The following is a 24,320-nucleotide window of genomic DNA, read 5'->3' as shown; positions in this document are numbered from 1 at the left end:
GCTCAGAAGCAGTGCTCGAGCGCCGGGAAACTGCCGTCCTTGACCGCGTCCACATACGCGCTGACGGCGGCGTCGATGCTGGTCTGCCCTTCCATGAAGTTCTTCACGAAGCGCGCCTTACGTCCCGGGAACACGCCCAGGATGTCGTGCATGACCAGCACCTGGCCCGAGCAGTCCGGTCCCGCACCGATGCCGATGGTCGGCACCTTGAGCGCCTCGGTCAGCTCCTTGCCCAGCGAACTCGGAATCGCCTCGAACAGCGCCATCGCCGCACCGGCCGCTTCCAGCGCCAGCGCATCGGCCTTGAGCTGGGCCGCGCTTTCGATCGACTTGCCCTGCACCTTGTAGCCGCCCAACTGGTGCACCGACTGGGGCGTGAGGCCCAGGTGCGCGCACACCGGAATGGCGCGCTCGGTCAGGAAGCGCACCGTCTCGGCCAGCCAGGCGCCGCCCTCGATCTTGACCATGTGGGCGCCGGCCTGCATCAGCTGCACGGCGTTGTTGAAGGCCGCTTCCGGCGTGCCGTAGCTGCCGAAAGGCATATCGGCCAGCACCATCGCGCTCTTGTTCCCGCGCGCCACGGCGGCCGTGTGGTACGCGATCTCGGCCACCGTGACCGGCAGGGTCGAATGGTGTCCATTGCAGACCATGCCCAGCGAATCGCCGATCAGCAGCACTTCCACGCCGCAGCGGTCCATCAGGGTCGCGAAGCTGGCGTCGTAGCAGGTCAGCATCGCGATCCTGGCGCCCGAAGCGCGCATCGCGTTCAGCGATGGAATCGTCACCGCCTTCGTCATCACCGGTTTGACAGGCGCCGGCGTATCAACGCCCGCCATGTCTTTCCCCTGCAGATAGCCGCTCATAATAGTCCTTTGATATCAAAATGGTCGCAACGGCGCATAGTGTAATGCGAACCGCCGGAACGTGCCCGGTCAGCTGCGAAAGATGAAGTAGACCGCGCCCACCAGGCACAGCCCGGCCCAGACGTAATCGAGCTTGAACGGCTCGCCCATGTAGAACATCGCGAACGGGACGAACACGGTGAGGGTGATGGCTTCCTGCAGGATCTTCAGCTGCGCCAGGCTGTACTGGGTGTGGCCGATGCGGTTGGCCGGCACCTGCAGCAGGTATTCGAACAGGGCGATGGCCCAGCTGACCAGCGCCGCATACCACCACGCCTTGCTCGACATGTTCTTCAGGTGGCCGTACCAGGCGATCGTCATGAAAATGTTGGACAGCACCAGCAGGCCCGCGGTCTGCACAAAAATCGGAATCTGCATATCAGTTCAGTCGTTCGATGGCCTGGCCGGCCACGCCGGGCAGGAAGGCGCGCGCCGGACCATGGCCGGGCACGTCGATGGCGGGGGCGATGTCCAGCAGCGGCACCAGCACGAAGGCGCGCTCCAGCATGCGCGGATGCGGCACTTGCAAGGCGGGCGTGTCGATGCGTTCATCGTTGTACAGCAGCACGTCCAGGTCGAGCGTGCGCGGGGCGTTGCGGTAGGGCCGTTCGCGCCCGTGCGCCAGTTCGATCGCCTGCAGCGCGGCCAGCAGCTCTTGCGCGCCCAGGGGCGTGTCGATGCAGGCCACCGCGTTGATGTAGTCGTCGCCCGAGGAATCGATGGGCGCGGTGCGGTACGCCGGCGACTGCGCCAGCAGGCGGCTGCCGGGCAGCGCGCCCAGGCGCAGCAGGGCGTCGGCCACGTTGGCGCGCGCGTCGCCCAGGTTGGCGCCGATGCCGACGTAGGCGATCATTCGTCGCCGCTGGTGCTGCCGCTGGTGGTCGTGGCGGCGTTGTCGCCGCCCTCGCCATTGGCGCGGTTGCGCGGTGCGCGCCGTGGCGCGCGCTTGCGCTTGGCGCCGCCCGGCGCGGCGACGGCGCTGGTGAGCAGGTTTTCGCGTTCGACGGCGTCGCCTTCATAGAACGCGGTCCACCATTCGCCGATCTCCATCTCGATCTCGCCCGACTCGCAGCGCAGCAGCAGGAAGTCGTAGCCGGCGCGGAAGCGCGGGTGTTCCAGCAGCTTGTACGGGGCCTTGCCGTTGCGCCGTTCGAAGCGCGGCTGCATCGACCAGATGTCGCGCATGTCCGAGCCGATCTTGCGCTGCAGGGCCAGTTTTTCGGTCTGCGAATCGAGCACGTCGTCGGCGGCCAGGTGCAGCGCCGGAATCGGCGACTCGCCGGCGGCGCGGTAGGCGGTCCATTTTTCCACGACCTGGTGCCACAGCAGCGAGGCAAACAGGAAGCCCGGCGAGACGCCCTTGCCGGCCTTGACGCGGTTGTCGGTCGACTCCAGCGCCAGGGTCACGAACTTCATGCCGATCGGCTGCTCCAGCACCACGTCGAGCAGCGGCAGCAGGCCGTGGTGCAGGCCTTCCTTGCGCAGTTGCTGCAGGCAGGCCAGCGCGTGGCCGCTCATGAGCAGCTTGAGCATTTCGTCGAACACGCGCGCGGCCGGCACGTTGTTGATCAGGGGAGCCATGATCGGAATCGGTTCGCGCGTGTGCGGCTCGATCGTGAAACCCAGGCGCGCGGCGAAGCGCACCACGCGCAGCAGGCGCACCGGGTCTTCGCGGTAGCGCGCTTCGGGCTGGCCGATGATGCGCAGGGTCTTGTCGCGGATGTCGGCGATGCCGCCGTGGTAGTCCAGCACCACCTGGGTGGCCGGATCGTAGTACATGGCGTTGATGGTGAAGTCGCGCCGCATCGCGTCTTCGTGCTGGGGGCCGAAGTTATTGTCGCGCAGGACCCGCCCGTGTTCGTCCTTGGGGGCGTTGGACTCGCCGGCGCCGCGGAAGGTGGTCACCTCCAGCAGGTCGGAGCCGAACATCACGTGCACGATCTGGAAGCGCTTGCCGATGATGAAGGCGCGCCGGAACAGGCGCTTGACCTGTTCGGGCGTGGCATCGGTGGCGATGTCGAAGTCCTTCGGCTTGACCGACAGCAGCAGGTCGCGCACGGCGCCGCCCACCACGAACGCCTTGAAGCCCGCCTCCTGCAATGTCTGGGTCACGCGGATCGCGTTCGACGACAGCAGCCTGGGGTCGATCCCGTGCTCCGCCGGCCCCAGGATCACGGGTTCGGTCAGGTCGCGTACCGGCTGCTTGTCTTTGACGCCGAGGATTTTGCGGATGAATTTTTTAATCATTGAATAGATGGAGTAAAGGCCAGCCAAGCCGTGTGGCGTGAGTTGTCAGCACGGCGTTCGGGTTGGTCGCGACGGGGTGGGTGACGACGGACAGAAGGGGGAGATCGTTGTGCGAGTCGCTGTAGAAGTGGCTGCGCCCGAAGCCATCGAGCGAGGTGCCCATCTGCGCCAGCCAGGCGTGGGTGTGGGTGACCTTGCCCGCGCCCTGGGTCGGCACGCCGACCAGTTTGCCGGTCAGGTTGCCGTGTTCGTCCTCTTCGGGGATGGCGGCGATCAGGTGCTGCACGCCCAGCGCCCTGGCGATCGGCGCGGTCACGTAGCGGTTGGTGGCGGTGACGATCGCCACCAGGTCGCCCGCGTCCTGGTGCTGGCGCAGCAGCGCGCGTGCGCGCGGCAGGATGGCCGGTTCGATCACGTCGGCCATGAAGCGCGCGTGCATGGCGTCGAGTTCCCGGCGCGGGAAGCGCGCCAGGGTGCCGAGCGCGAATTCGAGGTACTCGACCGGGTCGATGGTGCCGGCCTGGTACTGCTCGAAAAATTCGTCGTTGCGGCGTTTGAATGCGACCGCGTCGACGGCGCCGGTGCGGACTAAAAATTCGCCCCATTCGTGGTCCGAATCGATCGGCAGCAGGGTGTGGTCCAGGTCAAACAGCGCCAGGTTCTTCATTCTTTGGTGTCCGCTTGCGGGTTGGCTTGTAATAGTAAATCGCGCAGCAACGGCAGGGTCACCGGTCGCTGGGTTTCGAGGGAATACTGATCGAGTGCGTCTAGCATCGTCGACAGGGAGCGCATGTCGCGCTTGAAATGGGACAGCAGATAGGGTAACACGCTGGCCGACAAGGTCAAACCGCGCGCCTCGGCGGCGTGCGTGAGGGCGGCGATCTTCTGTTCGTCGGCCAGGCCGTGGATCTGGTAGATCAGGCCCCAGCCCATGCGCGTGCGCAGGTCTTCGCGCACCGGCAGCACCACCGGCGGCACCGGACCGGTGCTGACCATGTAGGCGCCGTGTTCGCGGATCTGGTTGAACAGGGCGAAGGCGTCGATCTGGGCCTGCGGCGAGAGCTGCTCGCAGTCGTCCAGCAGGTACAGGGTGGTGTCGGGCGTGAACGTGAATTCGCACTCGGGCGCGTTGCAGGCGATGTAGCGCGAGGCCGGCGTGGCGGCCAGCGCCTGCAGCAGGTGGGTCTTGCCGGCGCCGGTTTCGCCCCACAGGTAGGCGAAATGTTCGCGCGAACGGCGCTCCGCGAACTGGTGCATCAGGTGCGCCAGTTCGGCATTTTGCCCTACCTCGAAGGTATCGAGGCTGTGCGCCTGCTCTGCGCCCAAATCGAGTACCAGCTGTTTCATGAGTTCATTCTTGCGCCGTCGTCTACATCAGGCATCATTATAGAAGCTGCCACACGGATCGTGGGGGTGGCGGCTGGCCGGCCCGGTACTGCGGTGCTTTGGGAGAGAGAAATAGCATCTTATTGTTGTAATGTGGGTTAAATCGGCTGTGGACGGGGCATTTTGATAAAATAGCGGATTAGCCAGTTCTGGGCCGTGCGCGGCTCGAATCGGTTCGCCGCCTTCTATTTTACCGCCTCCGCTGCCAAATACACCATGAGCCAACTTTCTAATGTTTCCCTCTCCTACCGCGACGCCGGTGTCGATATCGATGCGGGCGACGCCCTGGTCGAAGCGATCAAGCCGTTTGCCAAGAAAACCATGCGCGAAGGCGTCATGGGCGGCATCGGCGGTTTCGGCGCGCTGTTCGAGATCAGCAAGAAGTTCAAGGAGCCGGTGCTGGTATCCGGCACCGACGGCGTGGGCACCAAGCTGCGTCTCGCGTTCGAACTGAACCGCCATGACACGGTCGGCATCGACCTGGTCGCCATGAGCGTCAACGACATCCTGGTGCAGGGCGCCGAGCCCCTGTTCTTCCTCGATTATTTTGCTTGCGGCAAGCTGGACGTGCCGACCGCCACCGCCGTCGTCAAGGGCATCGCCCAGGGCTGCGAGCAGGCCGGTTGCGCCCTGATCGGCGGCGAAACGGCGGAAATGCCGAGCATGTACCCGGCCGGCGAGTACGACCTGGCCGGTTTCGCGGTCGGCGCGGTGGAAAAATCGAAGATCATCGACGGCAGCAAGATCGCTCCGGGCGACGTGGTGCTGGGGCTGGCCTCGTCGGGCGTGCACTCGAACGGGTACTCGCTGGTGCGCAAGATCATCGAGGTGGCCAAGCCGGACCTGAACGCCGACTTCCACGGCCGTCCGCTGGCCGACGTGCTGATGGAGCCGACCCGTATTTACGTCAAGCCGCTGCTGGCGCTGATGGAGGCGATGGAAGTGAAGGGCATGGTGCACATCACCGGCGGCGGACTGGTCGAAAACGTGCCGCGCGTGCTGCAGCCGGGGCTGACGGCGGTGCTCGATTCGACGGCATGGACCATGCCGCCGCTGTTCCAGTGGCTGCAACAGCACGGCGGCGTGGCCGACGCCGAAATGCACCGCGTGTTCAACTGCGGCATCGGCATGATCGTCATCGTCTCGAAAGAAAACGCCGACGCGGCGTTTGCGCAGTTGCAGGCGGCCGGCGAGACGGTCTCGCGCATCGGCACGATCCGCGCGCGCGAAGGCGACGAGCACCAGACCATCGTCAGCTGACACAGCTTGCGCTTGCGCAAAAAGCGGACGGCGCCTTCGGGTCCCGTCCGCTTTTTTTGATCCGTGTCATGCCGCAGTGCGTCGATGAGCTGGTCCGACAGCGGCGCCAGCGATATTTACTGTTGGTTTGCCGCGAGTTCCTTGCGGCGCGCCGCGATGGCTTGCTTGACGGTCATCCTGTAATCGATGTCCTGGGCCATCGTGTGCTGCGCCACGTAGGAAACGAGCAGCTCGGCTTCTTCCGGCGACAGCGCCTTTTTCAGCGCCTCGCTCTTGACCGGGTCGCCGCTGTCGGCCAGGGTGACGTCGAGCGGCCCGTTGCAGGCCGCTAGCAGGAGGGGAAAACACAGACACGCCAGGAGCAGGTTTTTCATCATCGTTCCACTCAAGAACAGTAACCATAACTTAACACAGCTCCCTTACCAATGCCGTTTTAAAAACGTTCTGTCTTTCCTCAGCGGCGTGTGTGTTGCGCCGCCGTTACTGCGCGCCCTTGGCCTTGCGACTGATGGCAATGCGCTTGTAGGCCGGGTCGGCCGCGATCTGCGCTTCCGTAAAGGGCAGGGTGTGCCAGGTCTTGCTTGAGAACAGCCGGTCTGGTCGGCACGGTCGTGCCCGGCGGCACGGCCGCCACCAGCGCCTCGATGAAATGGCTGCCCGCGCCTTCGGCGGCGTAGCGGCGCACGATTTTCATCATGTCGGCGCTGCTCATGCTGCGCACCCATGGCGCGTTCTTGCAGGCGTCCGGCAGGCCGTCCTTGCCGCGCTCCTCAAGGTACTGGTTGTAACCGGCGACGTAGCCTTCGACCAGGGCGCGCATCGGCGCCGGCTGCTGCTGCCAGGCGGCCGCCACCGCGTCCGGTTCGTTGATCAGGCGATAGAAAAAGTCGGAGGCAAGGTTGGGCGCGGTGTCGGCGGTGGCGCCGCGCGCCTCGGCGCCGAAATACTTGGCGCGTTCGCCGTTGGCGGTGACGATGCGCTCGGCCAGCAGGCAGGCATTGTCTTGCGCGTAGGCATAGCCGATGCCGAAGCCGAGGCCGCCATCGTCGTCGGCCTTGATGTGGGGGATGCCGTAGGCGGTGCGGCGGATCTCGGCGGCGTAGGCCGGCGCCGCTTCGGCCGGCGTGCCGTCCTTGTCGCCGCAGGCGGCCAGCGCCAGCAGCGTGGCGGCGGCGCCCGTGCGCAGCAGTAGGGAAGGCGAAGGGGGTAGCACAGTCATGGCGGTCCAGGTCGGGAAGTTGACGGGACCGCAGTGTTGCTTCGTTTGTGTTGCCGAAACAATCGACATGCGAAAAGCACAGCCGGATGCGCCAGGGCGGCGCATCCGGCGGTACCTGCGGCTTGCCTATGTTTTGCCGAGGATCTTCTCGACCGGCGCCGGCCGCAGGCGGAAGGCGTCCGGCATGCCGGAGCCGAGCAGCGGGCGCAGGTACAGGCGGAAGGCGTCGGTGACGTCGGTGCCGCTCTCGCTGATGAAGATGTCTTCCATCACGCGCGTCTTGCCGGCCACGCTGTCCAGCGGCACCAGCTCGTAGTCGACCGAGTAGTAGCCGGTGCGCTTGATCGCCACCGAGCCGTCGCGCTCGCCCCACATGGCGAACTGCACCGCTTTTTCGCCGACTTCGCGCGCCTCGCGCTGGTCCACGTCCGACACGCAGCCGATGAAGGAACGCTGCAGGTAACCGAAGGTATCGCCGCGCACGCGCTTGATGCCGAGCTTGGATTTGATTTCCTCGCACAGCAGATCGGCCAGCGCGCCGGTGCCGGACAGCTGCACATTGCCGTGCGCATCGCGTTCGATGTCCTTGGCCAGCAGGCTGGCGATCGCTTCGCCGGAGGCGTCGTGGATGCCTTCGGACACGGCGATCACGCAGCGCCCGTAGCGCGCGTAGGCGGCCTGGACGTCGGCCAGGAATTGCCCGAGCACGAAGGTGCGTTCGGGCAGGTAGATCAGGTGCGGGCCGTCGTCGGGGAATTTCTTGCCGAGCGCGGCGGCGGCGGTCAGGAAGCCCGCGTGGCGCCCCATCACCACGCCCACGTACACGCCGGGCAGGGCCGCGTTGTCGAGGTTGGCGCCGGCGAAGGCTTGCGCGACAAACCGCGCCGCCGAGGGAAAGCCGGGCGTGTGGTCGTTGCCGACCAAATCGTTATCGATGGTTTTGGGAATGTGAATGCAGCGCAGCGGGTAGCCGGCCTTTTGCGCCTCCAGGCTGACGATGCGCACCGTGTCGGAGGAATCGTTGCCGCCGATGTAGAAAAAGTGCTCGATCTCGTGCGCGCGCAGGACGTCGAAAATTTTCTGGCAGTACGCGATGTCGGGCTTGTCGCGGGTCGAGCCGAGCGCCGAGGAGGGCGTCTTGCCGACCAGTTCCAGGTTGTGGCTGGTTTCCTGGGTCAGGTCGATGAAGTCTTCGTCGACGATGCCGCGCACCCCGTGCATGGCGCCGTAGACGCGCGTGACGTTGCGGAAGCGGCGCGCTTCGAGCACCACCCCGACCATCGACTGGTTGATGACGGCGGTCGGTCCGCCTCCCTGTGCGACCAGAATTTTTCCTGACGACATGTGCATCTCCTTGAGGTGATAAGCAGCGATCAGCGGACGAACGGCCAACAGCAAACAGGCAGTCTAGCGCCTGGGCGGCCGACTGCCTGTTTCTTTACATCCGAGTCTGTACCTCCGAGGGCTGACGGCTCAGGGCTTGGCGGCCAGCGTGCCGTCGGCCTTGCGCGTCACCGTCATCGTCGAGAACGCCGGATCGGCCTTGATCTGCGCTTCCGTGTAAGGCTGGGTGATCCATTCCTTCTTCGAGAAGCGCTCGGTCTGGTCGGCGAAATGCTTCGAGGCCGGGTCGGTCGATTGCGAGTACGCCAGCATGGCCTGCACTTGCGGGCCGTCCTGGTTGAAGCTGACGGTCTGGATGTAGCTAGTGCCGTAGATCACTTCCAGCTTGCCGTCGCCGGCCAGCACGTTGCCGATCGCGTTATACACGCCGTCGCCGCCCTTGCCGCCGTGGATAGGGATGCGTTTCGCGCCGCGCGTGGCCAGCTGGACGTCGCCCCAGCGCGCATCCTGCGACACGCCCAGCTTCGCCACGTCCTGGGCCGCCGCCGCCAGCGCCTGGCGCACCGCGGTCGCGCTGGCCGGGTTGTCCAGGTTCAGGCCGCGCGGGGTGTTGACCGGGTCGGCCGGATTGAACGGCACCGCCCACACGCCCGGCACGCGCACGATGCGTTCCCACAGGCCGGTAAAGTAGAGGTAGCCGATGTTGCTGTCGAGGTTGACGGTGCGGTCCCACTGGTTCAGGCGCGCGCAGGCGGTCACGAGGTCGGCGCCGGCGCCGGCGTCGCTGCGGCACAGGGCCAGCACGTCATCCATCACCTGGTCGGCGTAATACACGCGGTTGCCGAGGGCCAAGGCTTGCAGTTGCGGGATGGTCATCTTGCGTCCGGCCAGGCCGTCGGTGCCGGCCAGGCGTTTCTGCACCTGGGTGATGCCGAGGCGGGTGCGGCCGAACTGTTCGACATTGTCGACGCTGACGATGTCCGGGAAGCCGGTCAGCGGCGCCTGCGGATTGGAGAGCCAGGCGCTGTCGTTGGAGTTTTGCACGTAATCGCTGCGCACCAGGCGCGGCAGGCTGGCGCCGGCGAAGATGCCCGGCTGCGGCGCGCCGCTGTCGGTGCCGGGGGCGCAGGCGCTGCTCGCGCCGCTGAGCACGAACAGGCCGCGCGCGGCCAGCGGCTTGAACGGCGCCGGCACGCAGGCTTGCTGCTTGGCGGTGCTGACATGCGGCACCACTGTGACATCCATGAACAGGGCGCTGCCGTCCTTGTCGACGGCCAGGGTGTTAACCCATGGCAGGCCGACGGTGCGGTCGATCGCGCCCTTGAACTCGTCCATGGTGCGCGCGGTCGTCATGCCGTACCACTGTTCCAGCATGCGGTGGTTGGCGAGGTTGGCGTCGTTGAGCGAATACGCCATGCCGGCATTCCAGTCGAGCTGGCCGGGAATCACCACCACCGGGCCGTACTGGCTGCTGTAGAAGGTGCGGCTCTGGGTGGCGATCGCGCCGTCGGCGCCCTTGACCTCGACATTGACGGTCTTGCGGGTCATGGCCTGCGGCTTGCCGTCGACGATGTATTTGGTCGGGTCGCCCGGGTCGAGCGCCAGCATGTGCACCGTGAAGTGGGCCGAATTGTTGACCGTGTGGGTCCAGGCCAGGGTCTGGTTGAAGCCGATATTGACCATCGGCATGCCGCCGAGGGCGGCGCCCATCGCGTCCAGCTTGCCGGGGATGGTCAGGTGCATCTGGTAGAAGCGCAGCGCGCCGCGCCATGGGAAGTGCGGGGTGCCGAGCAGCATGCCCTGGCCGTTGTCGGTCGCGTCCTTGCCCAGCGCCACGGCATTGCTGCCGGTGCGTTCGCGCATCGCGTCCCAGTAGGCCGGGTCCATCGGGTGCGTGCCGGCCTTGGGCGGGACTGCCGGCATCAGGGGAGCCTGGCCGGGCGGGGTGGCGCCGACCATGGCGCCGATGAACTGGCCGGAACTCGCTTCGGCGGCGTAGCGGCGCAGCAGCTTGACCATGTCCAGCTCGGTCACCTTGCGCACCCAGGAACCGTTCCTGCAGGCGGCAGGCAGGTTGTTCATGCCGGTTTTTTCGAGGTAATCGTTGTAGCCGGCGACGTAGCCTTCGATCATCGCCTTCATCGGCGCCGCATGGGCGGCCAGGGCGGTCTTGACCGACTCCTCGTCGTTGATGATGCGGTAGAAGAAATCGGTCTGCAGGTTCGGGATGTCCGAGGTCTGGCGCGTGGCGGTCGGGCCGAAGTGCCTGGAGCGCTCGCCGCTGACGGTGGTGAATTCGTCGGCCAGCAGGCAGACATTGTCTTGCGAGTAGGCATAGGCCACGCCGTAGGCGAGGCTGCCTTCATCGTTGGCCTTGATGTGCGGCACGCCGAACGAGGTACGGCTGATCTCGGCCTGGTATTTGGCCGCCGGTTCGCCCGGCTTGACCGGATCGGCCGGCTTGGTGGCGGGGGAATCGTCGCTGCTGCAGCCGGCGAGGGCGATGGCGATGGCGCCGGCGAGCGCCAGCAGGCGGGGCGCGCGGTGATACTGGAATGGGATAGTCATGTAGGTCTCTTGTCAGATACGGCGATGGCGCGGCAGTGCGATATTTTATATCGAAATACCATCAAAATTGTAGAAATAATAACTTTGAGAATCGCTGGCGGGCGTGGTAGAAATACGCCGCCGGCGCCGTGCCGGCCAGTGCACGCCAGCGCCGTCACGGCGCCTCGCCGTCCAGTGCGGCGAGCTCTGCCTTGCTAAGCGAGGCGCGCGCCTTGCGGTACGACCAGGCCAGCAATTGTTCCAGCCAGTCGTGCGGAAAACTGCACACATCGACCACCGTCACCCAATGAAAGCGGCCCATGTAGCGCGCCGGTTTCACCCCAGGCATGCCGGTCAGCCCGAGGAAGAGTTCGGGCGCCACGCGCAGGCTGAAGCGGTTGATTTCCGGTTCGCTGGTCTTGAAGTAGGCAAATTTTTTTCCACCCACCGCGTACACCAGGATATTGCTCGGGCTCCCGTGCAAGGTCTCGGTCGCCTGCGCAAATGCGCGGCAGCGCGCCTGTAACTGTTGCGTGTTCATGACAGTGGACGCGTTTCAGGGCGTGCCGATGTGGCGCCCCAGAAATTTTTCGACCCGGCCCCAGAAGTCGATGCGGTTTTTTGGCAACGACCAGCCATGGCCTTCTTCCTGGTACACCACCCATTCGACGTTGGGGTTGTTGGCGCTGACGGCGTCGTGGAATTTCTTGCCGTGATACAGGGGCACGCGGCGGTCGGCCGCGCCGTAGGCCATCAGCAGCGGCTGGGTGATGCGCGCGGCCTGTAGCAGCGGCGAGGTGGCGTTCAGCTGGGCCGCATCCTTGTCCGGGTCGCCGATCAGGGTCGGCGCGCCGTATTTCAGGAAGTTGCTGTTGATGTCGGAGTGAAAGCTCCAGTGGCCGGAATACAGCAGCTTGATGTCGGTCACGCCCACCCAGTTGATGCCGCATTTGTACAGGGCCGGATCGTTCACCAGGCCCATCAGGGTGGCGTAGCCGCCATAGCTGGCGCCGGCGATGCAGATGCGTTTGGGGTCGGCAATGCCTTCGGCAATCGCCCATTTGGTGGCGTCGGCAATATCGTCCTGCATCTTCAAGCCCCATTGCTTCCAGCCGGCCTTGTAGTGCTTGGTGCCGAAACCGGTGCTGCCGCGAAATTCGGGTTCCAGCACGGCGTAGCCGCGCGAGGCCAGGAACTGGCTGTCGGCCGACCAGCTCCATTCGTGGCCGCGCAGGTAGGGGCCGCCGTGCACCAGCACCACCATCGGCAGCGCCTTGCGCTTGCCTACCGCCGTGCCTACCGCCGTGCCTGCCGCCGTGCCTGCCGCTGTGCCTGCCGCCGTGCCAGGGGGCAGGGTCAGCCAGGCCGGCAGCGGCAAGCCGTCGCGCGCCTTGACGCGCACCAGTTCCTGCGCGGCCATCCGGCCCGGCACGATGCGCTCGTGGGTGCCGCCGACGCCGGTGAACTTGCCGGTCTCGAGGTTGTACAGGGCGTAGTACTCGGGTTGCTTGTCGGAATACGATTGCACCAGCACCCAGGGGCTGCCGGCGCGCGCGGGTGGATTGATCAGGTTGGCGGTGGCGGGCAGGGCGGCGTCGATGGTCGCCTGCAAGGCTTTCATCTTGCTGTCGAACCACACGGTGGAACGGGCGTCGCTCAGGTAGCGCACCCCGAGCAGCTTGTCGCCCGAGGTGATCAGCCTGCCGCTGAAGTCGAAATCGGCCAGCACCACCAGCGGCTCCGCGCTGACGCGCCGGGTCGCCAGGTCGAAGGTGTGCAGCGCCATCTTGTCCTTGCCGGCGTCGCTGCGCACGTACAGGGTGCCGTCCGGGCCGAAGGCGAGCGGGGTGAAGGCTTCCTTGCCGCCCACATAGGCGTCGAACGAGGCCAGGGTGCGCCATTCATTGGTAACCGGATCGCGGTACCAGATGGTCTGGATGTTCTTTTCCACCACCACGCACAGGCGCGGCTCGCCCTTGTGGTCGAGCAGCCAGCCCTGGGCCAGGCCCGGCCGCTTGACCGTTTCCGAACGCCCGGTCACGGTGTTCAGGCGCACCAGGTTGACGTGGGTGATGTCGCCGTTGTCGTCGATGCCGTCGCGCTTGGGATTGATCACGTACACATCGTCGGAATTCTGCGCACCTTGTTGCGTCACCAGGTAGTGATTCGGCGGCAAGGTGTTCTTGGCCACGCTGCGGTCCTGGATGGCGCTGTAATTGACGTGCACCAGTTGCCTGAAATTGCTGCCGTCGCGGTTCACCGCGAACAGGCCCGGGCCGTCGACGGCGTCGCCCTGGCCGATGGTCTTGTCGGTCGAGTCCAGCACCAGGCGCTCGTCGTTGACCCACTGGAAGGTACGGACATCGCGGTCGGCGAACTGGGCCACGATCTTCATGGCGTTGGTGGCCAGGTCGATCACGATCAGGCGGTCGCGCTTGTTGTCGTTGGAATAGCGCACGGCCAGGTACTTGCCATTGGGCGAGAGCTCGGCATCGCTGAAGGCCGAGTTGTTGAAAAAATCGGCAAGCGGCGGCGGCGCCGGCGGCACCGCCTCGGCGGCAAAGGCGGGCGCGGCCAGGGCGCAGGCGAGCAGGGCGGCAATACGCAGGACGGACGGCAGGGGGAAGGACATGGGCGGGCTCGTTAGGGAGAAAGAAAGGACAGTTTCTTCCTGTCCATTCTGTCAATAGTAGCGTTTTGCCCATGTTGACGCCAGCATTATCCGTCGCCGGCCGCGCCTGCCGTGCCGATATGGCGCTGCAAGAATTTTTCGACCCGGCCCCAGAAATCGATGCGGTTCTTCGGCAGCGACCAGCCATGCGCTTCTTCCTCGTACACCACCCATTCCACCTGGGCATTGTGGGGCTTGAGCGCCTCGACGAACTTCTTGCCGTGGTACAGGGGCACGCGCCGGTCGACCGCGCCGTAGGCCAGCAGCAGCGGCTGGCGGATGCGCGCGGCCTGCTGCAGCGGCGAGGTGGCGTGCAGCTGGGCCGCATCCTTGACCGGATCGCCGATCAGGGCCGGCGCACCGTATTTCAGGTAGCCGGCGCTCATGTCCGAGGTAAAGCTCCAGTGCCCCGTGTAGAGCAGTTTGATGTCGGTCACGCCGACCCAGTTGATACCGCACTGGAACAGGGCCGGATCGTTGACCAGTCCCATCAGGGTGGCGTAGCCGCCGTAGCTGGCGCCGGCGATGCAGATGCGCTTAGGGTCGGCGATGCCTTGGGCGATGGCCCACTTGGCGGCGTCGGCCAGGTCGTCCTGCATCTTCAGGCCCCATTGCTTCCAGCCGGCGTGGTAGTGCGCCTTGCCGAAGCCGGTGCTGCCGCGAAATTCCGGTTCCAGCACGGCGTAGCCGCGCGAGGCCAGGAACTGGCCCTCGGCCGACCAGCCCCATTCGCCGCCGCGCACGTACGGGCCGCCGTGCACCAGCAGCACCAGCGGCAGGCGCTGGCGCTTGCCCTCCGCCTCCCTGTTGGGCAAGGTCAGCCAGGCCGGGACCGGCAAGCCGTCGCGCGCCTTGTAGCGCACCAGTTCCTGCTCGGCCATCCGGGCCGGCACGATGCGTTCGTGGGTGCTGCCGACCGCGTTGAACTTGCCGCTCTCGGCGTGGTACAGCAGGTAGCGCTGCGGTTGCTTGTCGGAATACGAGCGCACCAGCACCCAGGGCGCCTCGGCGCGCGCCGGCACGTCGACCAGGTTGACGGTGGCGGGCAGGGCGCTGTCGATGGCGGCCTGCAGGGCCTTCATGCGGGCGTCGAACCACACGGTCGAGCGGGCGTCGCTCAGGTAGCGCACGCCGAGCAGCTTGTCGCGCGTGGTGACCAGCTCGCCGTCGAAATCGTAATCGGCCAGCACCACCAGCGGCTCGGCGCTGAGCTGCAGGGTGCTGAGGTCGAAGGTATGCAGGGCCTGCTTGTCCTTGCCCCTGGCACTCTTCACGTAGAAGGTGCCGTCCGGGGCGAAGGCCAGCGGCATGAAGGCATCCTTGCCGCCCAGGTAGGCGTCGAAGGCGGCGATCTCGCGCCATTGATTGCTGGCCGGTTCCAGGTACCAGATCGTCTGCATGTTCTTGTCCAGGGTGATGCAGATGCGCGGCTCGCCCTTGTGGTCGAGCAGCCAGCCGATCGCCTGCCCCGGACGGCGCACCGTTTCGCTGCGGCCGGTGACGGTATTGAGGCGCAGCAGGTTAACGTGCTTGAGGTCGCCGTCGCCATGCATGCCCTCGCGCTTGGGGTTGATGACGTAGACCTCGTCCGAGTTTTGCGCGCCGGTCTGCTCGACCAGGAAATGGTTGGGCGGCAATATGTTGTTCGCCACCACGCGTTCCTGCAGGAAGGCGCCGCTGGCCTGGACCAGCTGGCGGAAGCGGCTGCCGTCGCGGTTGACCGCGTACAGGCCTGGCCAGTAGCGCTCGTCGCCCGGGCCGATGGTCTTGTCGGTGGTATCGAGCACCAGGCGCTCGTTGTTGACCCACTGAAAATTGCCGACATCGCGGTCGGCAAAGCTGGCCACCACCTTGATGGCGTGGTCGGCCAGGTCGATCACGACCAGGCGGTCGCGCTGGTTGTCCTTGTTGTAGCGCACGGCGATGAACTTGCCGCTGGGCGAGAGCCGCGCCGCGCTGAAGGCCGGGTTGTCGAAGAAGTCGGCCAGCGCTGGCGGCGGCGCGGCGCCGGCGGCGGCGCTGAATGACGGGCTCGCCAAGGCGCAGGCGCACAGGAGCGCAATGCGCAGCAGGCGCAGCAGATGCAGCGGATGCGGCAGGTAGCCGGACATGGGACCTCGCTAATCGTGGATGCAAACAAGGACGGCGCGGTGCGTCGCCCCGATCATCCTAGCGGCTTGCCGGATCGGCTGCGAGCGCGCACGGTAGCGCCGCCACGCGCTGCGGCATTGTTACGACAATTCGTCATTCGGGCGCGCGTACATGGTCGACCAGGCCGCGCGCGCGCGCGTCCGGCGCGCGCGTCAGCAGGCTGGTCGCGACCAGCACCAGCACCCCGGCCGGCACCCCGAACACGCCGGCCGACATGGGCGCGATGTGGAACCACTGGCCGGCCGCGCTGCCGCCGAGGATGGGATTGGTGTGCAGCATGTAGTACAGGCAGACGCCGAAACCGGCCGCCATGCCGGCCAGCGCGCCGGCGTGGTTGGCGCGCTTCCAGAACACGCCCAGCACCAGCGCCGGAAAAAGGGTCGAGGCCGCCAGCGAAAAGGCCGCCCCCACCAGCGACAGGATGTCGGCCGGTTTCTGCGAGGCCGCGTAGGCGGCGATGAAGGCCACGGCCAGCAGCAGGAGCTTGGAAATGGTGACCCGCTTCTGGGTCGAGGCGCCCGGGTCGGCCACCTTGTAGTAAAAGTCGTGCGAGAGCGCGTTGGAAATGGCCAGCAGCAAGCCGTCCGCCGTGGACAGCGCCGCCGCCAGCCCGCCGGCCGCCACCAGGCCCGAGATCACGTAGGGCAAGCCGCCGATTTCGGGCGTGGCCAGCACCAGCATGTCGCCGTCGATGGCGATTTCGGCCAGCTGCACGATGCCGTCGCGGTTGATGTCGGCAATGCTGATCAGCGGATTGAGCTTGTCGACATTGGCCCAGTAGCCGATCCAGCTGGGCAGGTGCGAAAATTTGGTGCCCACCAGCGTGCTGTACAGGTCGTACTTGATGAGCACCGCCAGCGCCGGGATCGACAGGTAGATCAGCAGGATGAAGAACAGGGTCCAGAACACCGAGACGCGGGTATCGTGCACCGAGGCGGTGGTGTAGGAACGCATCAGGATGTGCGGCAGCGCCGCCGTGCCCAGCATCAGGCAAAACACCAGCGCCAGGAAATTGTTGCGGCGGATGTCGGAGGCGGCGCGGTCGGCCCCGGGAAAGGGCGTGGCGTGCGGCTGGGGCGGCCGCGAGCGCGCCAGGTTGGCCGCGCGCGCCGTGCTCCACAGGCGCGCGGCTTCTTCCGCGCTCTTGGGATAGAGCACCAGCGCGCGCTCGGCGGCGCGGATCTCGCCCAGGGTGGCATTGCGCAGGCGCACCGCGTCGAGGCGCTGCTGGACCGCGCGCCGCCCGCTTTCCCACGAGCCGGGCAGGCCCGCCGCCAGCGCCCCGTAGGCGGCGGCGCGCTGGGCGAAGATGGCGCGCACCTCGCGTTCGCGCGGATCGCGTTCGAGTTCGGCTTCGCGCGCGGCCAGCTTGGGCATGACGGCGCCGTAGGCGACCTGCGGCACCGGATTGTCGGCATGCTTGTGCGACAGCCACATGGTCGGCAGCAAGAATGCCACCAGGATGATGATGTACTGCGCCACCTGGGTCCAGGTGATGGCGCGCATGCCGCCCAAAAACGAGCACACCAGGATGCTGGCCAGCCCGAGGAAAATCCCGACCGAGAAATCGACCCCGGTAAAGCGCGAGGCGATCAGCCCGACCGCGTAGATCTGCGCCACCACATAGGTGAACGAGACGATGATGGTGGCGCCCACCGCCATCACCCGCACCGGCCCGCCGCGTCCGCCGGCGCCGCCGCCGTAGCGCGCCGCCAGGAAGTCGGGGATGGTGTACTGGGCGAACTTGCGCAGGTAGGGCGCGATCAGCAGCGCCACCAGGCAATAGCCGCCGGTCCAGCCCATGATGTAGGCCAGGCCGTCGAAGCCGTGCAGGTACAGCCCGCCGGCCAGGCTGATGAAGCTGGCCGCCGAAATCCAGTCGGCGGCGGTGGCCATGCCGTTGAACAGGGCCGGCACGCGCCGCCCCGCCACATAGTATTCTGTCACGTTCGAGGTGCGGCTGATCACGCCGATGGCGGCGTACAGCACGATGGTGGCGAACATGTACAGGTAGCCGAGCCAGACGCGCGGCATGCCTTCGCGCTCGAGCAGGGCGAGCGAGGCGATGAAGGCGACGAAGCAGACCGTAAACCACAGGTAATACACGCTCAGGCGCCGGAACGCGGGAAGCGGGGCGCTCACGGCGCCACCTCGCCGGTCGCTTTCAGCGCGGCCACGAAGCGGCGGTCGGCGCGCTGCATGGCCAGCACGTAGACGCCGAGGATGGCGAGGTAGACCAGCGAGGCGCCCTGGGCCGCCAGGTAGAACGGCAGCGGCCAGCCGGCCAGCGACCAGGCCGCCAGTTCACGCGCGAAGAACACGGTGCAAAAGCCGGCCGCCAGCCACACCAGCAGCAGGATGGCCGTGAGGCGGCGCGTGCGGCGCCAGTGCGCGCGGCGCGCGGCCATGAGGCGGCGGCGCTGGTCGGCCACGGGGGCCAGGCTGGTCGGCATCAGTCGGGGTCCTCGTCGGTGACGCGCGGCGGCGGGAAGCTCAGGCGGAACAGGCAGCCGGGCGACTTGTTGTGCGCGCTGCGCGGATTGTTGAAAATGTCGACCTCGGCCCCGTGCTGCTGGGCGATCTCGCGCACGATGGCCAGCCCCAGGCCGCTGCCGGGCGCGCTGTTGCCGAGGATGCGGTAGAAGCGTTCGAACACGTGGGCGCGCTCGGCCGGGGCGATGCCGGGCCCGGTGTCTTCCACTTCCAGGATCGCCAACGCATCCTCGCGCCGCACGCGCACGGTGACGCTGCCGCCGGCCGGGGTGTAGCGCAGGGCGTTGTCGATCAGGTTGGACAGCAGTTCGCGCAGCATCATGGCGTTGGCGGCGATCGGCACCGGATCATCGGGCTGCTCGAAGCCGAGGTCGATGCGGTGCGCGAACGAGGCTTGCACCCAGTCCTGGACGGTGTCGCGCGCGCTCTCGCACAGGTCCAGTTGCTCGTAGGCCAGGCCGGCGTTGGGCTGGTTTTCGGCGCGCGCCAGGGCCAGCAGCTGGTTGACCAGGCGCGTGGCCGATTCCGAACTCTTGGCCAGCTGTTCCAGCGAACGGCGGATTTCGTCGGGGTCGAGCTGGCGCAGCGCCAGTTCGGACTGCATGCGCATGCCGGCCAGCGGGGTTTTCATCTGGTGCGCGGCGTCGGCGATGAAGCGCTTCTGCATTTCGATGGTTTGCGAGAGGCGCTCGAGCATGTCGTTGAGCGAGCCGACCAGGGGCGAGATTTCTTCCGGCACCTGGCGCGAATCGATCGGCGACAAATCGTCCGGGCGGCGCGCGCGTATGCGTTCCTGCAACTGCGCCAGCGGCGACAGGCCGCGCGCCAGGGCGAACCAGACCAGGGCCAGCACGATCGGCAGGATGATGAACTGGGGCAGGATCACGCCCTTGATGATTTCGTTGGCGAGCTGGGCGCGCTTGTCCAGGGTTTCGGCCACCTGCACCAGCGCGGCCCAGGGTTCGTCGCCGCGTTTCGCCAGCGGGCGCAGGTTGACGTAGGAAAAAGCGATGCGCACCGGCGTGCCGTGCATCGATTCATTGCGAAAATGCACGCGCCCGTTGCGCAGGCGTTCGTCGTCGGGCGGCAGCGGCAGGTCGCGGTCGCCGTCGACGTGCTCGCGGCGCGGGCCGGTAATCTGGATGAACACCTGGTCCACATCGTCGGCGCGCAGGATGTCGCGCGCGCTGCCGGGCAGGCGCGAGAGCACCTTGCCGTCGACCTCGCGCACCTGCTGGGCCAGCACGGTGATGCTGTCTTCCAGCGCGTGGTCGAAGGGCTGGTTGGCGATCGACTTGGCCACCAGGTAGGTGATGGCGATGCTCATCGGCCACAGCAGCAGCAGGGGGGCCAGCATCCAGTCGAGGATTTCGCCGAACAGGGAATGCTGGATGTTCTCCTCGGGTTCGGCGGCGGGCGGCACGTACAGCGCGTCGGCGGCATCGGGCGCATTCGGCGCACGCGGCGCATCCGGCGGCGCCGGGGCGGCGTCGCGCAGGCTCACTTCGATGTCGCGCCCGCGTCGAGGCCGGCGCGGCTGGCGTCGGCGTATTTTTCCAGGCAGTAGCCGAGCCCGCGCACGGTGGCGATGCGCACCCCGCCCACCTCGATCTTCTTGCGCAGGCGGTGCACATACACTTCGATGGCGTTGTTCGACACTTCCTCGCCCCATTCGCACAGGTGGTCGACCAGCTGTTCCTTGGACACCAGGCGGCCGGCGCGCGCCAGCAGGATTTCGAGCAGGCCCAGTTCGCGCGCCGACAGGTCCAGCATCTGCTCGTTGATATAGGCGCTGCGCCCGACCTGGTCGTAGGCCAGCGGACCGTGGCGCACCACGGCCGCGCCGCCGCCGGCGCCGCGCCGGGTCAGGGCGCGCACGCGCGCCTCCAGCTCGGACAGGGCGAAGGGCTTGGCCATGTAATCGTCGGCGCCCAGGTCCAGCCCGTTGACGCGCTGCTCGATCGAATCGGCGGCGGTCAGGATCAGCACCGGCAGCAGGGAGGCGCGCGCGCGCAGGCGGCGCAGCACTTCCAGCCCGGACAGGCGCGGCAAGCCCAGGTCGAGGATCAGCAGGTCGAATTCCTGGGTGGACAGGGCGGTATCGGCTTCCTGACCGTTCTTCACACAATCGATGGCGTAGCCGGACTGGCGCAGGGAGCGCGTCAATCCATCGGCCAGCACGCTATCATCTTCGGCAAGTAAAATACGCATGGGAGCACCGGGACGTCTAATTAAGTCTATTGTGTTTCATTTGCCGCAAGGCCGGGAATTTTTTTGAAATCGGGCGCGTGCCGCTTGCATAAACCACTGTTTATTTGTACAGTACTGCCTGTGACGCGACATCCGCCCTTGATCTGGACCACTATCTGGACTGAAAGAAAATTATGGACGATAAGAAAACCGCATTAAACGCTGGCGAGAAGGGCAAGGCGCTGGCCGCTGCCCTGGCGCAGATTGAAAAGCAGTTCGGCAAGGGCTCCGTCATGCGCATGGACGGCAACGCACCGGTCGAAGAAGTGCAGGTCGTCTCGACCGGCTCGCTCGGCCTGGACATCGCGCTCGGCGTCGGCGGCCTGCCGCGCGGCCGCGTGGTCGAGATCTACGGTCCGGAATCGTCGGGTAAAACCACGCTGACCCTGCAGACCATCGCGCAAATGCAAAAACTGGGCGGCACCTGCGCCTTTATCGATGCCGAGCACGCGCTCGACGTCGGCTATGCCCAAAAACTGGGCATCAACCTGTCCGAACTGCTCATTTCGCAGCCGGACACGGGCGAACAGGCGCTGGAAATCACGGACGCGCTGGTGCGTTCGGGCAGCGTCGACCTGGTCGTGATCGACTCGGTGGCGGCCCTGACCCCGCGCGCCGAGATCGAAGGCGACATGGGCGATTCCCTGCCGGGTCTGCAAGCGCGCCTGATGTCCCAGGCCCTGCGCAAGCTGACCGGTTCGATCAACCGCACCAACACCCTGGTGATCTTCATCAACCAGATCCGCATGAAGATCGGCGTCATGTTCGGCAGCCCGGAAACCACCACCGGCGGCAACGCGCTCAAGTTCTATGCGTCCGTGCGCCTGGACATCCGCCGCACCGGCTCGATCAAGTCCGGCGACGAAGTCATCGGTAACGAAACCAAGGTCAAGGTCGTCAAGAACAAGATCGCGCCGCCGTTCAAGGAAGCGCACTTCGACATCCTGTATGGAGAAGGCACATCGCGCGAAGGCGAGATCCTGGATCTGGGTGCGGATAACAAGATCGTCGAGAAGTCGGGTTCCTGGTACAGCTATAACGGCGAACGTATCGGCCAGGGCAAGGATAATGCGCGCATCTTCCTCAAGGAGCGTCCGGCGCTGGCGCGCGAGATCGAAAACAAGGTGCGCGTGGCCCTGGGCGTGCGCGAACTGCCGCCGGCCGGTGGCGAGGAGCCTGCCAAGGCGCCCAAGCTGAAGGCTGTCCCCGAGTAATCGGCGGGCGTGGCGATGGCAGCACCCCATCTGAGCCTGAAAGGCCGTGCCCTGCGCTATCTGTCGATGCGCGAGCACAGCCGGCTTGAACTGGGGCGCAAGCTGGCGCGCCATGCGGAGGAGGGCGACGATGTCGACGCCCTGCTCGATTTTCTTGAAAAAAACAACTGGCTGTCGCAGGAACGTTTTTCCGAATCCCTGATCCACCGCCGCTCTGCGCGCTTCGGCAACAGCCGCATCATGGCCGAGCTGCAAAGTCACGGGGTCAAGGGCGAAGCCTTGCAGGAACTCAAGGCGGGCTTGGCCGACAGCGAGATGGCGCGCGCCCGCGACGTGTGGGAGCGCAAGTACGGCACGGTGGCGAGCGATCCCGCCGAGCGCAACAAGCAGATGCGGTTTTTGATGCAGCGCGGGTTTTCGCAGCGCGCGGTCAAGGCTGCCATGCAGGGGCGCGATCCGGAGGATGAGTAAGCCGGTCCGGATGCTGAATATGCATTATTTCTGAACGCTATATTTTTTGACATGCAGGTCTTTGTTGCAACAGGACCTGGCAGTGCGCCGCAACGCTGGCGCCACGCCTCAGGGGCACCCCATGGGCGGAAAAGCGGAGCGCCTTTCGCCGTATGCCGGGGTGGTACGCCCGTCATACTCCTCAACGGTGGAAGGCGCTACGCTTTTCCGCCCTGTTTCATTCCTTCAAGTTTCCGCTGTGCCACCGGCTGCCACTACAGGGTTTTCCAGGGAGAGCCGATCAGCGTTGTGCCCGCACTGCCTATTCAGTCCAGAGCGGTTTGCCGGTGGACATAATGGTGTGGATGACCTGGTTGTTCGCAGATGCCGCAGTGATAATTAGATAGTCTTTCAGTTAATTTCCTAGTGTAAACTCCGCCTTCGCTGCAGCGAAACCATCGCTGCAATGCCGACAATTGTCCGCAAGCGCGGATTTCTTCTCTTCCGCCTCGGTTAAGCACGTCATCCGCGATCCCGTCAATTCTAAAGGCAATTTAATGATTCGAAATATCAAGGTGCTCGCCATCGCGCTTATATGCGGGCTTGCGGGGCTGAGCCAGCCGGCGTCGGCGCGGCCAGCGAGGGTTGAGCCCAGCTATTACTACACAGTTCTCACGGACGTGAAGTATGACAGCGTGCAAGCGGCCTACAGCAGTATTAACCCGCATTTGAGTACACAACGAGACCCTGGAACTGGACTCGCTCACCAGCGTGTTGTTGGCATGGAGGATGCAGTCGATAAAATTTTCTACAATGGCCGTCGCGCAAACCAAGGCTATAAATTGGAATCCCTTGAATATAACCCCAAGACGAAATCGTACGATACGTGGGTGCCACGCCCGAACAGGGCGAACCACATCAGCATGATTCCAGAGTGCCCCAAAGCTTACCGCATGGTGTCGGAAAACTACACGACGACCCCTACCGGCCGCACGGTCGACTACGTTTGTTTGGCTGAGGGCAGTCAGCCAGAGCCCGAGTGTGATCCGTGCAGCAATCCCGGCAAACCCGTGCCCATTCCGGAAAAAACAGGAAATCCGGTCTATCACTCCACCGGCTTGAAAGAGCAGGTCGAAGTCGACTATCAAAGCGGCGGCCCAGGTGGCTTGAAATTCGTACGAACCTACCGCAGTGACCGCAACGGATGGGAGCACAACTACCAGATCACGGGCCTGGATTTGAACAAGACGCAGGATCCTGTGCAGAATGATCCATTACCTGAACGGCCCAGAAGTGCCCAGTGCTATTGGGCCTTGGGAGCCTGGACGGGGAAAATGCGTTGCTTCCGTCCGATGTTTTCAACTCTGGCAAACGATTTTTCCCTGCAACGTGGTAACGGCTCGGTTATCAAATTCGGCAACGCCACGGATCGAAATCCGGCAGCCAATGTGAATGACCGATTGACCCCTGTTTACGGTCTTGACGGGGCAAAAATTGCCAATGAAGTGTATAACGCAGCCAATGATTCAACTGAACGCTATGGCCTTGACGGCTATATTCAGACAATCACCTCCCGTGGCGGCCTGGTACAAACCTTCACCTATGTTGCGTCTCCTGCCGGGAGCGGCGTGAACTCACCGTCACGCCTGCTGCAATCCGTGGAAGACCCTTATGGCCGCGCACTGACATTCACGCACGACAGTGCTGGTCGCATCGAAACCATGACGACGCCAGAAGGTGGAATCTACAGATATGCCTACAACGCCTTTGGATCCGTATCGTCGGTGACCTATCCCGACGAAAAAGTCCGGACGTACTTGTACAATGAGCCCGCTTATACAAAAGGCACCAATCTTCCATTTGCGCTCACTGGTATCGTCGATGAAAACGGCGCACGCTATGCGACATACACCTATGATTTCACTGGCAAAGCCTTATCGACAGAACACGCTGGCGGTGTACAGAAATACCGGTTTAACTATCATACCGATGCCACTACTGTCACGGAACCACTTGGCGCCGACGTTGTGTACAGTTATACGTCATTGTTAGGCGTTCGGCGGACCACCTCCCAAGATCAACCGGCAGGCGCTGGCTCCAAATCTGCCCGCAAAAGCATCAAGTACGACGACAAGGCCAACATCAGCACCGTCACCGATGTTAACGGCACGGTCACCGCGTACACC

General features: G+C 65.2%; 20 protein-coding genes and 1 pseudogene. 4 read left to right on the top strand and 17 right to left on the bottom strand.

Translation table 11 applies throughout. The features are described from left to right. Window positions 1-2 precede the first annotated feature (2 nt). The 6 genes from panB to hda form a co-directional block, all read right to left on the bottom strand. Entirely contained in the window at window positions 3-863 is an 861-nt protein-coding gene (gene panB, locus EJB06_RS29750) for a 3-methyl-2-oxobutanoate hydroxymethyltransferase (RefSeq protein WP_126077648.1), read from the bottom strand. A gap of 69 nt (window positions 864-932) precedes the next feature. Beyond that, on the bottom strand, window positions 933-1,280 hold the full coding sequence (locus tag EJB06_RS29745; RefSeq protein ID WP_126077647.1) for a DMT family protein: 348 nt from the start codon (window positions 1,278-1,280) through the stop codon (window positions 933-935). A gap of 1 nt (window position 1,281) precedes the next feature. Then, the gene (gene folK, locus EJB06_RS29740) at window positions 1,282-1,755 is read right to left on the bottom strand and encodes a 2-amino-4-hydroxy-6-hydroxymethyldihydropteridine diphosphokinase (protein ID WP_126077646.1); all 474 of its coding nucleotides are present in this window, start codon (window positions 1,753-1,755) and stop codon (window positions 1,282-1,284) included. After that, window positions 1,752-3,149 (bottom strand): polynucleotide adenylyltransferase PcnB, encoded by a 1,398-nt coding sequence (gene pcnB / locus EJB06_RS29735; RefSeq protein WP_126077645.1) that lies wholly within the window; start codon window positions 3,147-3,149, stop codon window positions 1,752-1,754. The genes folK and pcnB overlap by 4 nt, the downstream gene beginning before the upstream one ends. Continuing rightward, complete coding sequence (locus tag EJB06_RS29730) at window positions 3,142-3,816, bottom strand: histidinol-phosphatase (protein ID WP_126077644.1); 675 nt, start codon at window positions 3,814-3,816, stop codon at window positions 3,142-3,144. Before EJB06_RS29730 ends, pcnB begins: the two co-directional genes overlap by 8 nt. Next, entirely contained in the window at window positions 3,813-4,496 is a 684-nt protein-coding gene (hda, locus tag EJB06_RS29725; RefSeq protein ID WP_126077643.1) for a DnaA regulatory inactivator Hda, read from the bottom strand. The genes EJB06_RS29730 and hda overlap by 4 nt, the downstream gene beginning before the upstream one ends. A gap of 255 nt (window positions 4,497-4,751) precedes the next feature. Here hda and purM point away from each other — a divergent pair, with 255 nt between their 5' ends. After that, window positions 4,752-5,795: a phosphoribosylformylglycinamidine cyclo-ligase gene (gene purM / locus EJB06_RS29720; RefSeq protein WP_126077642.1), complete on the top strand. Its 1,044-nt coding sequence runs from the start codon at window positions 4,752-4,754 to the stop codon at window positions 5,793-5,795. Window positions 5,796-5,911: 116 nt separating this feature from the next. On the opposite strand, the gene EJB06_RS29715 is transcribed toward purM, so the two are convergent. From EJB06_RS29715 to EJB06_RS29665, 11 genes are all read right to left on the bottom strand, one after another. Further along, entirely contained in the window at window positions 5,912-6,169 is a 258-nt protein-coding gene (locus EJB06_RS29715; RefSeq protein ID WP_126077641.1) for a hypothetical protein, read from the bottom strand. A gap of 80 nt (window positions 6,170-6,249) precedes the next feature. Then, a complete protein-coding gene (locus EJB06_RS29710; protein WP_164558074.1) occupies window positions 6,250-7,014 on the bottom strand; it encodes a penicillin acylase family protein in 765 nt (254 codons plus the stop codon). Window positions 7,015-7,140: 126 nt separating this feature from the next. Continuing rightward, a complete protein-coding gene (locus EJB06_RS29705; protein WP_126077639.1) occupies window positions 7,141-8,358 on the bottom strand; it encodes a 6-phosphofructokinase in 1,218 nt (405 codons plus the stop codon). 129 nt (window positions 8,359-8,487) lie between these two features. Then, window positions 8,488-10,926, bottom strand: coding sequence for an acylase (locus EJB06_RS29700; protein WP_126077638.1), 2,439 nt, complete (start codon window positions 10,924-10,926; stop codon window positions 8,488-8,490). A 154-nt stretch (window positions 10,927-11,080) separates the two neighbouring features. Further along, window positions 11,081-11,446 carry an MmcQ/YjbR family DNA-binding protein gene (locus EJB06_RS29695; protein ID WP_126077637.1) on the bottom strand — a complete coding sequence of 122 codons (366 nt, stop codon included), beginning with the start codon at window positions 11,444-11,446 and terminating at the stop codon, window positions 11,081-11,083. A gap of 15 nt (window positions 11,447-11,461) precedes the next feature. Further along, window positions 11,462-13,537, bottom strand: coding sequence for an alpha/beta hydrolase family protein (locus tag EJB06_RS29690; RefSeq protein ID WP_126077636.1), 2,076 nt, complete (start codon window positions 13,535-13,537; stop codon window positions 11,462-11,464). A gap of 86 nt (window positions 13,538-13,623) precedes the next feature. Further along, window positions 13,624-15,687, bottom strand: coding sequence for an alpha/beta hydrolase family protein (locus tag EJB06_RS29685; RefSeq protein ID WP_126077635.1), 2,064 nt, complete (start codon window positions 15,685-15,687; stop codon window positions 13,624-13,626). Between the two features lie 133 nt (window positions 15,688-15,820). Beyond that, window positions 15,821-17,869 (bottom strand): sodium:solute symporter family protein, encoded by a 2,049-nt coding sequence (locus EJB06_RS29680; RefSeq protein WP_126077634.1) that lies wholly within the window; start codon window positions 17,867-17,869, stop codon window positions 15,821-15,823. Beyond that, a complete protein-coding gene (locus tag EJB06_RS29675) occupies window positions 17,866-18,180 on the bottom strand; it encodes a DUF4212 domain-containing protein (RefSeq protein WP_126077633.1) in 315 nt (104 codons plus the stop codon). The genes EJB06_RS29680 and EJB06_RS29675 overlap by 4 nt, the downstream gene beginning before the upstream one ends. After that, the gene (locus EJB06_RS29670) at window positions 18,180-19,724 is read right to left on the bottom strand and encodes a sensor histidine kinase (protein WP_229427349.1); all 1,545 of its coding nucleotides are present in this window, start codon (window positions 19,722-19,724) and stop codon (window positions 18,180-18,182) included. Before EJB06_RS29670 ends, EJB06_RS29675 begins: the two co-directional genes overlap by 1 nt. Beyond that, on the bottom strand, window positions 19,721-20,431 hold the full coding sequence (locus tag EJB06_RS29665) for a response regulator (protein ID WP_126077632.1): 711 nt from the start codon (window positions 20,429-20,431) through the stop codon (window positions 19,721-19,723). The genes EJB06_RS29670 and EJB06_RS29665 overlap by 4 nt, the downstream gene beginning before the upstream one ends. A 173-nt stretch (window positions 20,432-20,604) precedes the next feature. Here EJB06_RS29665 and recA point away from each other — a divergent pair, with 173 nt between their 5' ends. The 3 genes and pseudogenes from recA to EJB06_RS29650 form a co-directional block, all read left to right on the top strand. Further along, complete coding sequence (gene recA / locus EJB06_RS29660) at window positions 20,605-21,684, top strand: recombinase RecA (RefSeq protein WP_126077631.1); 1,080 nt, start codon at window positions 20,605-20,607, stop codon at window positions 21,682-21,684. 15 nt (window positions 21,685-21,699) lie between these two features. Then, on the top strand, window positions 21,700-22,155 hold the full coding sequence (gene recX / locus EJB06_RS29655) for a recombination regulator RecX (RefSeq protein ID WP_126077630.1): 456 nt from the start codon (window positions 21,700-21,702) through the stop codon (window positions 22,153-22,155). 536 nt (window positions 22,156-22,691) lie between these two features. Further along, window positions 22,692-24,320, top strand: a pseudogene (locus EJB06_RS29650) (RHS repeat protein); the annotation flags it as partial.

The sequence above is a fragment of the Massilia atriviolacea genome (assembly GCF_003953935.1).
In the GTDB taxonomy this organism is placed as follows: Bacteria; Pseudomonadota; Gammaproteobacteria; order Burkholderiales; family Burkholderiaceae_D; genus Telluria_A; species Telluria_A atriviolacea.
Note: the sequence above shows the minus strand (reverse complement) of the source record. Positions and strands in the feature narration are given on the sequence as shown.